Origin of the sequence: Photobacterium iliopiscarium (assembly GCF_003026395.1) — a bacterium.
GTDB lineage: Bacteria > Pseudomonadota > Gammaproteobacteria > Enterobacterales > Vibrionaceae > Photobacterium > Photobacterium iliopiscarium.
Map to the genome: position 1 here is coordinate 208997 of NZ_PYOO01000004.1, position 15223 is coordinate 224219.

A 15223-nucleotide genomic window follows, 5' to 3' on the forward strand; every position below is an offset into this window, starting at 1 on the left:
ATTAGCATCTAACCGTAGCTTTTTGAACAAGTCGTTTAAAAAATCAGCAAAAGAATCAGTTTCAATGTAAGAACATCAAAGAAGTGGGATTTATCTCTCATTTTTATGATAGAATGAATCAAAATCCCTTATTTCTATAGCCTTTAGACATGAAATTTCCTGGTCAACGTAAGTCAAAGCATTACTTCCCCGTCAATGCTCGCGATCCATTGGTTGTTCAAATTCAACAAGAAAACCCATTAGCTAAATCACATCTTGTTGGCGTAGGTCAAACGATTGTTGATATTGAAGCCCGTGTAGATGATGACTTCTTAGCCAGACATGCTCTAAGTAAAGGCCATTCTTTAGTTCTTGATGAAGATAAAGCAGAACTGCTATATCAAGAATTAAAAGAACGTAAACTAATCAGCCATGAATACCCTGGCGATACCATTGGTAATACGTTACATAATTACTCTGTTCTTGCTGATGATAAATCCATCTTATTGGGTGTGATGAGTAAAGATCTTAAAATTGGATCTTACGCTTACCGCTACCTTTGCAATACTTCTAGTCGTATTGATCTTGATTACCTTCAGCCTGTTTGTGGTCCTATTGGTCGTTGCTACACATTGATTACCAAAGATGGTGAACGTACGTTTGCTATCAATGAAGGTCAAATGAACCAACTCAGCCCTGATAGCATTCCTGAATGTGCATTTAAGCAAGCTTCTGCATTAGTTCTTTCTTCTTATTTGGTTCGCGGTAAACCAACCGACCCAATGAAAGATGCTGCACTTAAAGCGATTGAATTTGCAAAAAAGAATAATGTACCGGTTGTACTAACGCTTGGCACTAAATACGTAATTGAAGATAAGCGTGAATGGTGGATTGAATTCATCAAAGAACACGTAACTTGTATCGCAATGAACGAAGAAGAAGCCGAAGCACTAACTGGCGAAAAAGATCCACTAATGGCTGCTGATAAAGCACTAGAATGGGTTGATATGGTATTGTGTACTGCGGGCCCTGCTGGTCTTTACATGGCGGGTTACACTGATGACGAGCTAAAACGCGAATCAACACTGCCACTATTACCTGGCCGTATTCCTGAATTTAATAAATATGAATTCAGTCGTCCAATGGCAAAAGCTGATTGCGTCAACCCTGTCCGTGTTTACTCTCACATCTCCCCTTATCTTGGCGGCCCGATGGAGATAAAAAATACCAATGGTGCAGGTGATGCAGCACTATCTGCTCTGCTACATGATATGTCAGCGAACCGTTTCCATAAAATCAATGTACCCAACTCTGCTAAACATATTGCACAATTCTTGTCGTATTCTTCATTCTCACAAATTTGCCAATATTCAAACCGCGTAAGTTATGAAGTGCTAACTCAGCATGCTCCTCGCCTTTCTCATGGTTTACCTGAACATGAAGATTGTCTTGAAGAAGCATACTGGGAACGTTAATCACGACTAGATTACTATTTTTCAAAAAAGAGCGATTTGTCGCTCTTTTTTATTATCTCCATTTTACCACGCATAATGCCTCCTCAATGATTCATCACCGTCATTCTAATAACTTGAAATAAAACAACAAATATAAAAACACACCTAATAATCATCATTTTAATGCATTTTCTTGCATGATTTATAATCCAATAACAACTATTAACTAAGATCACATTGTCGACACCCAATGGACAACAAACTGTGACCAAGTTAAAGGAAAACGTTTTCATTACTATATTTTAGTAAAAGTTTTACTAAAATTCACTCCATGTTAACTGACTCAGTTGCTTTAGAGCTTTGAGTTGGTCATTTATTTCTCACATCTTTTGGTAATACTTTCGCTTTCTGTCTGAGTTATCATCGATCTGAACCACGGAGGACATCATGTCTGAATCTATGCGCGGTACGATTGGAAAATTTGCTCTACTGTCGATGACATTTGCAGCAGTCTTCAATGTCCGTAATATCGTTAACAACAACATTGAATTAGGGCTAAGCTCAGCCCCCATTTTTCTTTTTGCCACATTGGTTTATTTCATTCCTTTTGTTTTCATTATTGCTGAATTTGTCTCTGCGAATAAGAACTCTGAATCAGGTATGTATGATTGGATCAAAAAACCACTAGGTACAAAAGCCGCTTATATGGGCTCGTTCTTATACTGGTTTGTGAATCTATTCTGGTTTATCTCATTGTTACCTAACGTTATTGCTTATGCTTCGTATGCGATGCTCGGTTATGAATATGCATTCTCACCAATGGTAACGTCAATGATTTCAATTGTATTATTTGCCGCAGCGACGCATATCTCAACCAAGGGTGCATCGTGGTTAGGTAAAATTTCAGAAATTGTTGCTTATGGTGTTTTCGCTCTCTTTGCTGTTTATGTTATTGGTGCCTTAATGGCATTAAATGGTGACACGCCACCAGCAGAGCCGATCACATTAGAAGCTATGACGCCAACCATTAACTGGGCAACTTTAGGTATTATGTGTTGGATTTTCCAAGCTGCTGGTGGCGCAGAAACAGCCGCCGCTTATTTGAATGATGTTAAAGGCGGCCAGAAATCGTTTATTAAAGTAATCATTACCGCTGGTGTGATCATTGGTAGCATGTATGCGATTGGCTCGTTATTGGTTAACGTATTTGTTGCACGTGGTGATCTCTCTTACTCTGGTGGCATGGTTGAGATCTTTACAGGTATGGCGCACTATTTTAACCTTTCAGCACCGTTAGTCGGACGTTTTGTTGGCGTAATACTGTTTATTGCCATGTTTGGTGCAATGATGATGTGGACAGCGGCACCGGTTAAAATCCACTTCTCTGAAATTCCTAAAGGTGTTTACGGAGAGAAAACAACTCAGCTAAATGAACATGGTGTACCTGTTCGTGCTGCATGGTGGCAGTTTGGATTTGTATTAGTGATGCTAATCGCTAACGGATTCGGTTCTGAATCTGTACAAGAAATGATGAGTACCGCAATTAACTTAACCGCGGGTACAGCAATGTTACCGCCAATCTTTATTATGGTGGCTTACTTTGTATTCCGCCTTAAGCATGATAATACTCCACGTAATTTCCGCATGGGCTCGCGACGGTTTGGTATGGGCATGGTATCAGTATTGATTGTTATCTTTATGGTCAGTATGACAGCGTCTGCTTTCCCTCCTGGTGTTGATCTTGTTAAGGCTTTCTTTATCAATGTATTCATGACTGCCGTATTTGCAGGATTAGCTTACTTGTGGATCTCTCGCTTTGAGAAAAAAGCGGCTAAAACATCAACATCAACATCAACATCAACAAAAAATAAAACAGTAACTCAAACTCACTAATGAGTAATATTCCCCCTAAAAAAAGGCCGATGCGGTTATCGCATCGGCCTTTTCATTGATAGGGTTTATATTGCTACTAAATTAAGTGACTAGCACTCATTAATTGCATTACGCACCCGCTTATCTGAAATTGGATAAGGCGTACCTAACTGTTGAGCAAAGAAACTTACACGTAGTTCTTCAAGCATCCAGCGGATTTCTTTTACCTTATCAGGTACGGGTTGACCTTTAGGGATCTTGTTTAACAACTCGTTGTAGTCATTAACCACAGATTCAACTTTTAGAATATGAACTCGATCTTTATTAGGATCAATCGGCAGTTTTTCCATACGACGTTCAATGGCACGCATGTAACGTAAAATATCAGGTAAGCGCTTCCAACCACATTCAGTCGCAAAGCCTTTAAATATTAAACTTTCAATTTGTGCTTTAATATCTGACATTGCAAATGCCATACGTAAATCAATACGACCTTTTAAACGCTTAGAAATATTAAATGCAGTTGTTAGAATGGCTTCTACTTGCTTAGCAATCTCAACCACTGTATCGCCAAGTTCTGCACGAACATATTCTTTCAGTGCTTCAAACGTCTCAGGCTGCCAAGCTAAACCGCCCTTTTGTTCTATTAGCTTATCAATACCACACGCAATGCAGTCATCAATCAAATCAAGCACACGACCGTATGGGTTAAAATACAAACCTAACTTCGATTTATTTGGTAGGTTTGCATGCAAATATTTAATCGGTGACGGTACGTTTAATAAAATCAAACGACGTTGACCCGCTTGCATAGCGTTATGTTGTTCTTCTTCGGTTTCAAACAGTTTAATACCAACAGAGTCTTTGTTATCTGTTAACGCAGGGAAGGCTTTAACTTCAAACCCACCACGCTTTTGTTGATAACGTTCAGGCAACGCGCCAAAGGTCCATGATTTCAAACCTTCTTGCTCAATATCATCATCAGCCACTTGCGATAAGGTTTCTTGTACCTTTTCTTTCAAGTTTTCTTTTAAGCCATAGATATCTTTACTTTCACGTAACTTACGGTTGCGATGATCAACGGCACGATAGGTAATCTTAAGGTGATCGGGGATCTGCTCTAATTTCCAATCTTCACGCACCAGAGTAACACCACTCATTCGTTTTAGCTCTTTCTCAAGTGCATCGAGTAGTGGCATTTCCATTGGCTTAACACGCGCAAGGAAAGCATCTGCATAGTTAGGTGCTGGCACAAAGTTACGGCGTAACGGTTTCGGTAATGATTTAATTAACGCAACCACAAGCTCATGGCGTAAACCCGGAATTTGCCAATCAAAACCATCAGGTTTCACTTGGTTTAAAATCGCTAGTGGTACATGCACCGTCACACCATCGTTATCTTCACCCGGCTCGAACTGATAACTTAATTTAAGCTTCAAGTTTCCTTGGTGCCAAAAGTTAGGATAATCAAGATCGGTAACATGGCTTGCATCACCACGGAACAACATTTCACGTTCAAAGTTAAGCAGCTCTGGATTTTCTTTAGAGGCTTTCTTCCACCAGCCATCAAAATGACGACCTGACGTTACGCTTAAATCAATCCGCTGATCATAGAAATTAAACAGTTCGTCATCATCAATCAAGATGTCACGGCGACGTGATTTATGCTCAAGTTCTTCAACTTCACGCAATAGCTTACGGTTTTGCTGATAGAACTTATGCTTAGTATCCCAATCACCTTCAACTAATGCTGAACGAATGAATATTTCACGAGACAAAGCAGGATCAATATTACCGTAGTTAACTTTGCGTTGACTAACTACCGGAATGCCATACAAGGTGATTTTTTCAAACGCATGTACTGCGGCTGATTTTTTCTCCCAATGCGGCTCACTGTAACTACGCTTGATCAAATGTTCCGCTAAAGGTTCAACCCATTCAGGCTCAATCTTTGCTGCAACGCGTCCCCATAAGCGCGAGGTTTCAACCAGTTCGGCAACCATCACCCATTTAGGCTGTTTCTTGAAAATGCCCGATCCTGGGAAGATATTAAAGCGTGCATTACGCGCACCTTGATATTCATTCTTCTCTTGATCTTTCATACCGATATGCGATAGCAAACCACTTAACAGTGCGATATGAATACCGTCATAACTGGCTTCATTACCATTTATCTTTAAATCAAGCTCTTTAACAACTTGGTTAACTTGGTAATAAATATCTTGCCACTCACGAATACGTAGGTAGTTTAAGTATTCTTTCTTACACAAACGGCGGAAATGGTTATTAGATAATTCTTTCTGTTGTTCTTGAATGTAATCCCATAGGTTTACAAACGTGACAAAATCAGAGTCTTTATCGTAAAAACGACGGTGTTTTTCATCTGATTGTTGCTTTTTATCTGATGGACGTTCGCGCGGATCTTGAATGGATAGCGCACAAGCAATGATCATCACTTCACGTAATGATCCTGTTTTAGGTGCTTCTAATACCATTCGCGCTAAACGAGGATCAATCGGCAAACGTGCTAACTGACGTCCAAGATTTGATAAACGCTTACGAGGATCGGTTGCCTTAGGATTAATAGCACCTAATTCTTCCAGCAAACGAATACCATCTTGAATATTACGGTTATCAGGTGCTTCTAAAAATGGGAAGGCTTGAATATCACCTAAACCAATCGCCGTCATTTGCAAAATAACTGACGCTAAGTTAGTACGTAGAATTTCTGGATCAGTAAATTCTGGGCGAGATAAGAAATCATCCTCAGAATATAAACGAATACAGATACCTTCTTGTACACGACCACAACGACCCATCCGCTGATTTGCACTGGCTTGTGAAATCGCTTCAATAGGCAGACGTTGTACTTTAGTACGGTAACTATAACGACTAATACGTGCAGTACCGGGGTCAATAACATATTTGATCCCAGGAACAGTTAACGAGGTTTCAGCAACGTTGGTTGATAAAACAATCCGACGACCAGCATGTGACTGGAACACTCGATTTTGTTCGTTAGCAGATAAACGCGCGTACAGCGGCAATACTTCAGTATGACGTATATTACGTTTTTCTAATGCATCGGCGGTATCACGAATTTCACGCTCACCGTTCATGAAGATCAGAATATCGCCCATGCCTTCATCGCACAGTTCATCAACCGCGTCAAAAATCGCATCAAGTTGGTCACGATCAGTGTCATCGCCATCTTCAATAACAGGACGATAACGCACTTCTACTGGGAATGTACGACCTGAAACTTCAATGATCGGAGCATTATTAAAGTGCTTTGAAAAACGCTCAGGGTCGATTGTTGCCGATGTAATAATAACTTTTAAATCTGGGCGCTTAGGCAATAATTCGCGTAAGTAACCCATGATAAAGTCAATATTAAGACTACGTTCGTGCGCTTCATCGATAATGATGGTGTCGTATTGACTTAAAAAACGGTCATGCTGAATTTCAGCCAGCAAGATACCGTCAGTCATTAACTTAACGTGGCTACGATCAGAAACCTGATCATTAAATCGGACTTTATAGCCGACATGCGAACCAAGCTCACACTCCATTTCCTCGGCAATACGTGTTGCAACAGTACGAGCAGCAAGACGACGAGGCTGAGTATGACCAATCATACCGTGTGTACCACGGCCCAGTTCTAAACAGATTTTCGGTAACTGAGTCGTTTTACCCGAGCCTGTTTCACCGGCAACAATAACCACTTGATTATGTTTAATGGCTTCTGCAATGTCGTCTTTCTTCTGACTAACAGGCAATTGAGCTGGGTAAATGATTTTAGGACGATGATTACGGCGTAATTCCACCATTTGCATCGATTTAGCAATATCTAACGCAATTTCATCAAATACCGCGTGCTTGGCTTTTTCATTTTTAATTCGTGCCGCACCTTGCACACGTTTGTGCAATCGAAAACGATCGCGCATCATGCAATCTTTAATCGCGGCTTTTAACGTTTTTTCATTATTCAAAACGTCTGGTTGAGTTTGGTTAGACTGACTCAATGTTATTCCTGACTTTTCAATGACTAAGTAAAACCCAACCTACAAGCTTTAAGCATGTGTTGAGTATAGAAATACTACAAAATTTTTGTTAATTCTATCACAAAATCAGACCATTGCAGCGCGCTAAAAAGACAATTACCAACAACGTCCTAATCTGTCATAAAAAAAGCCCATTTATGAGTACACACAAATGGGCGATATCTTACTTATAAACAGCAATAGCAACTAGGCCGATACTAATACTGAGTCGGTATCATTAATCAAATTAGCTAACCACTTCCGTCCACGAATACGATAAGCCGTTAACCCCACCTTAACCACTTCTTCAGCCAAAATAGCTATTAACACCCAATGCAAAGGCCAACCAAGAAATATTCCCGTGAAAATAGCCAATGGAATTCCTATGCCCCATTGACCAAACAAATCAATGAAAATACTGAATTTAATATCACCACCACTGCGTAATACACCGCCAATACCCACCATGTTAAACACTTTCAAAAATAGCCCAAGAGCAAGTACCATTGTCACATTCAACGACATAGCTAAGTTTGGTGTATCTGCCCGTTGTAGCCATAGGCTTACCGTGTCACTTGCTAGCCAAATCGTAATACCCAACACAAAGGCCATCGATACACTTAGCCCAATAAAGAGCCATGATTGATGCCAAGCTCGTTGGTAATTTTCAGCGCCTAATTCATGCCCTAAAATAGTCGAAGCGGCCACAGAAAAACCAATAAAGGCAGAAATAAGTACCCCTTCAATCGGTGATAACAGACTAATGATTGCAAGCTCTGTCACACCTAACTGGGCAAAAATAAAACTGTAAACCAATACCCCCATCGCCCAACCTGCATCATGAATGATCATCGGTAATGCAATAGTTAAATAACGTTTACGTGCTTGTGGCGTTTTAGCTGTATCAATATCAATCGCTAGAGGTAAGATTTCACGATGACGATAATACGTTGCAACCAACAGAATCACCGTTTGAATACCACGAGAGATTGTTGTTCCCAATGCTGCGCCAGCAACACCCATTTCAGGAAAGCCATATAAACCAAAAATCAATAATGCATTTAAAGTCGCATTTAATAATACCGCCACCAAACCAACATAGGTGGGCATTTTTGCTTCACCAACAGCACGCAAAGCCGCCTCTAATGGCACAACAATCGCAGTAAAAATAATGCTCCAACCACAAACGTACAAATAGTCTTTGGCATGTATAACAAAATCAGCCTGATCGCTAATAACACTCACAATTTGTTGTGGAAATAAACGATAGATAATCGCAAAAGGTAACGTGAAAACAATCGCACACACCCAAGATTGCAATAAGGTGCGACGCACACCGTCCATTCTGCCAGCACCAAAATATTGAGCGGCTAATACTCCAACCGCACCACTGACACCGACCACCAGCAATAAGTTAAAAAAGAAAATACGGTTACCAATACCCACAGCAGCAACTGGTGATTCACCCAGTTTTGACACCATTAGCACATCAACTAAACCCAGTAATGCAAATAGCATTGACTGCATAGAAACAGGTAATGCTAATCGCCATGTTTTTTGCCAAAAATTTCTATCTGCTGATGTGCGCCATGTTGTCATAATTAAATACTCAATTAACGGTTACCTTGTGACAATGATCATACCTAAAATTGTTAATTTACGGTTATTCTAAGCCATCAAAAACGTTTGCCAAACTATCAACTTTAATGAAAAAAGGACTTTTTAATGGCATGGTTTGAACATTTAAATATCTCACCACAATGCCAATCAATCATTATTGACCAAGTGCAATCATTAGCTCTCGAACAAAAGCACATCATTCAGTGCGGCATTAATTATGGCAAAGAAGCGTTTACTCTTTACCGCCGTAATCCTGATATGCACATGTTGCTATTTACCCTCAAAGGCCGCGGTATACTTAGCACTCCAGCCAAAAAATGGGATTTACAACCTGACTATGTGATTTATGTACCACCTGGGTATGAGAACGGCTTTGATATCAATCCCAACGAGAATCCTGATCTTATTTGGGATATGGCGTGGGTAATGCTTGAACAACAAAGTTATTGGGATCAACGTTTCCCTCATGAGATAACTTATTATCCAACCCAATCAGGCTCATTATTATTTCAAACTATCGGTTGTCTTCAACAAGCACTGTGTTTGAGCTATCCCCTTGCGGATCAACTATCCAGTAATATCACTGAACAACTGTGCTTATTAGTTACTCATCGCACTTCGCCTCATTCACCATTAGCATTACAACGTTTAGAACGTGTATTTCAACACGCAAAACAACAATTACATCATCCATGGACAGTAAAAGATCTCGCGGCGTTATATCCATGCTCTGAACCACATTTACACCGTTTATGTCAGCAATATTATAGTCAAGCACCCATGGCGCGTTTAACACATTTACGCATGGAACATGCCGCCGGTTTATTAACTACCACCTCATGGCCAATTCAACATATCAGTGATTTTTGTGGTTATCCAAACCCAACCAATTTTAGTACCCGCTTTAAACGTTGGAGTTCTTTTAGCCCACGGCAATTTAGAGCTCGCTTTCAGCACAGATCTTGAACACTGCTCGTTAGAATCAATAAACATTCTGTATTTTATTTTCTATCGGTGGCTTATATCGGTTAAGCTTATAGGTATAGAATAAATAAGACTTAAGTACTTAGTGCTATTAAAGGGATCCACCATGCCAAATTGTTTTGCTTACTGTTATCGACTTAATGGCGATCATTCCAAACCCGCATTGACCCTTGATAAAATTAATAACTGGCAACCCACGGATGACCTACTTTGGTTACATCTCAACTATACCCAACCACAAGCACAGCAATGGATCCAGCAAAGTCAGCTGCCTGACATCGAAAAAGATTCCCTGACCAATGATCGAGAACGACCACGATTAAATCAAACCAAAGATGGCTTTTTCTTGGCATTACGCGGCATTGACATTGATAAAAACACCCAAAATAAACCGTCAGATAGCATGGTTTCTATTCGTGGTTATTTTACTAAAAACCTAATTGTTACCACCTCTAATCAACCAGTTGTCGCTATCTCGCGTATCGCAGATCATATTAACGGGGGGTTTGGACCCACAACTATTGGTAACTTTATTTTAAGCTTATGTGATCATTTGGTAAGTCATAAAATGACGGTGATTGATACTCTTGATGAGCAATTAACAGAGCTTGAAGAGCAAGTGATGACCGATAGCGATATGAAATTACGCAATAATATCGCTGTATTACGTCGTGAAACGGTAAAGTTACGCCATTCAATGACACCACAACGCGATGCATTAGCCAAATTAATTACTATCGACACCCCACTGCTATCTTTAGCTGAACGTCAAAAAATCCATGAAGTTGATGAAAAAATCAGTCATGCGCTTGATGATCTTAATGCTATTCGCGAACGCGCTAATGTGACCCAAGAAGAGTTAATGAGCCTGCAATCAGAAGCATTAAACCAACGTTTATATTTTCTGTCACTTATCACCACGGTATTCTTACCTCTTGGCTTTTTAACGGGTTTATTTGGGGTTAATCTCGATGGTATTCCAGGGGCTGAAAATCATTTATCATTTTCAATCTTCTGTGGATTATTGGTTGGAGTATTAATCTTACAATTGGCACTATTTTATCGTCGTAAGTGGATATAACAGATAAAACTGCAAACGTATTTTTAGTGACTTTTATTTTTATCGTATATCGATATAAACTTAAACACTCGTTATATGTAATAATCATCAGAATAAGGGCCACAATGTTTTCAACATTACGAACTTTGTTTAGACAAGTTATGAATGAAAGTGCCAGCGCTGGTGCAGTAGATACGCCAACACTTAATTTAGCAATGGCATCACTATTATGTGAAGTGGCAAATGCCGACCATGATCGTGATCCACGAGAAGAACAAGCTAAAGTGCAACTGTTAATTAAACTGCTTGATACCACAGAAGAACAAGCAACGGTATTACTAAGCCAAGCACAAGAGCAAAGCCAACAATCAATCTCTTTATATGAGTTCACTAATAAATTACGTGAATTATCACAACCACAACGCTACCAGTTAATCGAAGCCATGTGGCAAGTTGCTTACGCGGATGGTGTGATTGATCCTCAAGAGGAAGCAGTGATCAGACAAGTGTCTGACTTGATCTATTTAGATCACTCTGAATATATTCGCGCTAAACTCAATGCCGGTAAACTAGCGTCATAATTCAATCAATGATTAGCATGAGTTACTCACTAATCTGATCATTAACAAAACAAGCCCACGGTAGATATTCACTATCGTGGGCTTGTTGTTTAAACGATAAATCAAATAACCATTAATGGATATCGATTGTTCGACTGGCTTTTTTATATTTAATTCGCCACCCTTGCCAACGTGGTAACTCCCACCGCTTAGGATCTTGTTTACGATTACCTTGAAGATAATGTGCAATTACCGTTTTACGGCTGATCTGATATTCAATTCGCATCTCAAAATCATTTAAATTCACGCGGTGTGGATATTGACTATCAAATTCTTCCCGCTCCCATTCAGGAATGCCATCAAACACAAAATCATCAGCATTGAACAAAACAATATCATCAATCGTTTCAATCCCAAGATCTTCAATTTGTTGTAATAGCCACATCCCCGCATCAACAATTTCAGGCTTTCGCTGACAAATATCCGCTTGATAACGTCCTAATCCAAGGTACAAATTCCATTGTTGAATATCGGTGACGATTCGAGTTGCCAACCCCGTTAAAACTTCATTCGCTAAAATCAAATCAACAATCGCAGTACTTGCCGCACCGCCACTAACATCTTGCCATTGTGTATCAATCACTCGCCCCGCATATACTCGTTTAATCGCGGTTTGAAAATGCCCCTTACTGGTTTCAACGGTTTGCCCTTGCTGGTTTTCACCAAGATCAAGCGCAACCATTTGTGACAGCGTCACAGGTGCAATACACGTTGCTAACACGAGGTTTTGTTTGATTCCCTTTCCTGGCAATGCAAACTGATCAAATACGATCGCAGCTTCTGTTGCTTGGTCATGTTCAATACCAAATAAAGTATCGCGGCTTAAGGTTACTTCATTAAAACCATTACCCAAAGCTTGTCGTCGCCGCTCTCGACGCACATAAACAAGTTCAGGCACTGCGGTAATAACAGCATCTATCCACGGTTGACGACGAAAAGCACTAGCAGCCTCAAGCTGCGGTAATTGCAGCACCTCTCGCATTTTTGCTGCCAATAGTCGTGCTTCTGCGCGCATATTGTCATCAACGGTTAGCCATTCGGGTACAACATCAGCCCTTACAATTTTAATTAACGCTGTCGCATCGCAATATTGTTGCCCTAACCATAAAAATAGCGCCTGTTGATCTTGTTCTGATTTAGGAGGCTGCCACAGTTTTTGCGGAATCGATAATGCAGCAGCTAAGTCAACCATTGCTTCTTGATGACGGCGCTCAGGCATTGCAGTAATCAAATGGGCAAATAAACTGTCAATCGGTAGTTGATATAAACGTCGACCATAATCGGTCACCACTTCATCATTCGTTACCGCTTTCATCGTTTGTAATGTTTGAAACGCACTCATTAACGTTTTTTCTGGCAAAGGATCAATAAACGCTAATTGTGAAAATTTAGCCTCGCAGCACAACGCGGCTAAATAGGGTTCAACTAACTCTTCACGTTGTAATTCTGCGGGCGTTAATCGCTCAAGTGGTGCCGCTTTACCGTATAAACGTAAACAAACACCGTCTTTCACACGACCCGCACGGCCTTTACGTTGATCTGCACTGGCTTTTGAAATTGCATGTAGTGATAACACCGTACGACCATTACGCTGGTGGGTACGGCGCTCTAACCCTGAATCAACAATGAGCGTAACACCCGGAATCGTCAGTGATGTTTCAGCAACATTGGTCGCTAAAATAATACGTTGCTTATTGCTTGCGGTTAATGCCCGTTGACGTTCATCATCGGTAACAGAAGCATGTAGCGGGATCACATCTATTTCATCGGCGGCAATGGCAGCAGCAAAATAACGACTCAATGCTTGCGTAGCAGCTGTTATTTCTTTTCTACCGGGTAAAAATACTAAGATATCTTGATGATCAGCATAGTGCTGACTGACTAATTTAACAATCCGTTGTTCTAGACGATCACTACTGGGCATAGTTTGAGTATCAGTTGCATGATGATAAACATCTACCTTAAAATTACGCCCAGTAGCATGCAAATGCGTCGCCGCTAAATATTTCACTAACCGTTGGCTATCCATTGTCGCCGAGGTGGCAACTAAACGATGGCTTTGACGCTGTTTTAAAAGAGCGAGCAGTAAATCAGTATCCCAACGCCGTTCATGAAATTCATCAATGATCACAGTATCAAATAAGGCTAACTGATCATCACTTAACCAGCGTAATGCAACTCCCGGTGTCGCAAAAACGACTTGTGTATCAGCATTAAAATGTTGTTCAAAACGAATCGCATAACCCACTGAAATTTGCTGTGGATTCGCGGTTTTTGTGGTGAGATAGTCAGCTAATGAAGTACAAGCAACTCGTCGCGGTTCCACGACTAAGACTCGACCTAACTCAGCAGCCCACAACGGTAAGCGGGTTGACTTTCCTGAGCCAGTCTCAGCCTCTACCACAATGTGTTGCTGAGATAATGCGGCTAAAAAATCGGATTTAAGGTTATCGATAGGCAATGAAGCGTACATAATTCAATCTATTACTGATTCTGACGTTGTCATTGTGACAATATTCAACGATGTTGTCATTGGCTAGCCGTCATAGTTGTTGATTCCATAAACAATCAACACTAAATTTCAGTAAATATGTCAGTTTACCGCTACAATAATTGACTTTTTGCTGTAACTCCCTAGCCTTACAGCATCAACTTATGGAGGCTGTGCCGTATGACTAGCAAAACCATTTTTAACCCTGAATTATGGGAAACCGTTCCAGGCTTTAACTTTGAAGATATCACTTACCATCGTGCTAAAGCGCATGGAACAGTACGTATTGCCATTGATCGTCCTGATTGCTTAAATGCCTTTCGCCCTAAAACTGTCGATGAACTTTACACTGCGCTTGATCACGCTCGTCAATGGTCAGATGTAGGCTGTGTATTAATTACAGGTAACGGTCCATCTCATAAAGGACAGTGGTCTTTCTCATCAGGTGGCGATCAACGTGTCCGTGGTAAAGATGGCTATAAATACGAAGGCGCTGATGCTGGTACGGCTGATATTGCGCGTATGGGTCGATTGCATATCCTTGAAGTACAACGCCTTATTCGTTTTATGCCAAAAGTCGTGATTGCGGTTGTTCCTGGTTGGGCTGTTGGCGGCGGTCATAGTTTACACGTTGTTTGCGACTTAACCCTTGCTTCTAAAGAGCATGCGGTATTTAAACAAACAGACCCTGATGTAGCATCATTTGACTCAGGTTATGGCTCTGCATACCTTGCAAAAATGATCGGTCAAAAACGTGCACGTGAAATATTCTTCTGTGGCTTTAACTACAGCGCTCAAGAAGCCTATGACATGGGTATGGTTAACAAAGCAGTTGATCACTTTGAGCTTGAAGAAGAAGCACTACGTTGGGCGAAAGAAATTAACAGTAAATCGCCAACTGCAATGCGTATGCTTAAATACGGCTTTAACCTGCCAGACGATGGTCTTGTCGGTCAGCAATTATTTGCCGGTGAAGCAACCCGCTTAGCTTACGCGTCGGAAGAAGCGCAAGAAGGTCGTGATGCCTTCCTTGAAAAACGCGATAAAGATTTCAGTAAGTTCCCTTGGCATTATTGATACGTGTAGCAAAAAATAGTAAC

Annotated in this window: 9 protein-coding genes; 6 read left to right on the top strand and 3 right to left on the bottom strand. The window is 40.6% G+C overall.

Going from position 1 to position 15223, the window contains the following annotated elements:
- Positions 1–149: 149 nt before the first annotated feature.
- Both C9J51_RS08630 and C9J51_RS08635 read left to right on the top strand, forming a co-directional pair.
- Positions 150–1454 carry an inosine/guanosine kinase gene (locus C9J51_RS08630; RefSeq protein ID WP_045038257.1) on the top strand — a complete coding sequence of 435 codons (1305 nt, stop codon included), beginning with the start codon at positions 150–152 and terminating at the stop codon, positions 1452–1454.
- 426 nt (positions 1455–1880) lie between these two features.
- A complete protein-coding gene (locus C9J51_RS08635; RefSeq protein ID WP_045039578.1) occupies positions 1881–3326 on the top strand; it encodes an amino acid permease in 1446 nt (481 codons plus the stop codon).
- An 89-nt stretch (positions 3327–3415) separates the two neighbouring features.
- On the opposite strand, the gene hrpA is transcribed toward C9J51_RS08635, so the two are convergent.
- Together hrpA and C9J51_RS08645 are read right to left on the bottom strand one after the other, a co-directional pair.
- Complete coding sequence (gene hrpA, locus C9J51_RS08640; RefSeq protein WP_373455669.1) at positions 3416–7297, bottom strand: ATP-dependent RNA helicase HrpA; 3882 nt, start codon at positions 7295–7297, stop codon at positions 3416–3418.
- Positions 7298–7555: 258 nt separating this feature from the next.
- Positions 7556–8947: an MATE family efflux transporter gene (locus C9J51_RS08645; protein WP_045039579.1), complete on the bottom strand. Its 1392-nt coding sequence runs from the start codon at positions 8945–8947 to the stop codon at positions 7556–7558.
- 126 nt (positions 8948–9073) lie between these two features.
- Between C9J51_RS08645 and C9J51_RS08650 the strand changes: the two genes are divergently transcribed.
- From C9J51_RS08650 to C9J51_RS08660, 3 genes are all read left to right on the top strand, one after another.
- Positions 9074–9934, top strand: coding sequence for a helix-turn-helix transcriptional regulator (locus C9J51_RS08650; RefSeq protein WP_045039580.1), 861 nt, complete (start codon positions 9074–9076; stop codon positions 9932–9934).
- Between the two features lie 124 nt (positions 9935–10058).
- Positions 10059–11033: a zinc transporter ZntB gene (locus C9J51_RS08655; RefSeq protein WP_045038253.1), complete on the top strand. Its 975-nt coding sequence runs from the start codon at positions 10059–10061 to the stop codon at positions 11031–11033.
- 104 nt (positions 11034–11137) lie between these two features.
- A complete protein-coding gene (locus C9J51_RS08660) occupies positions 11138–11593 on the top strand; it encodes a tellurite resistance TerB family protein (protein WP_045039581.1) in 456 nt (151 codons plus the stop codon).
- 112 nt (positions 11594–11705) lie between these two features.
- Here the strand turns inward: C9J51_RS08660 and C9J51_RS08665 are convergent, their stop codons facing one another.
- A complete protein-coding gene (locus tag C9J51_RS08665) occupies positions 11706–14105 on the bottom strand; it encodes a helicase-related protein (protein WP_107274965.1) in 2400 nt (799 codons plus the stop codon).
- 198 nt (positions 14106–14303) lie between these two features.
- Here C9J51_RS08665 and C9J51_RS08670 point away from each other — a divergent pair, with 198 nt between their 5' ends.
- Positions 14304–15200 carry a 1,4-dihydroxy-2-naphthoyl-CoA synthase gene (locus C9J51_RS08670; protein ID WP_045039582.1) on the top strand — a complete coding sequence of 299 codons (897 nt, stop codon included), beginning with the start codon at positions 14304–14306 and terminating at the stop codon, positions 15198–15200.
- Positions 15201–15223 lie beyond the last annotated feature (23 nt).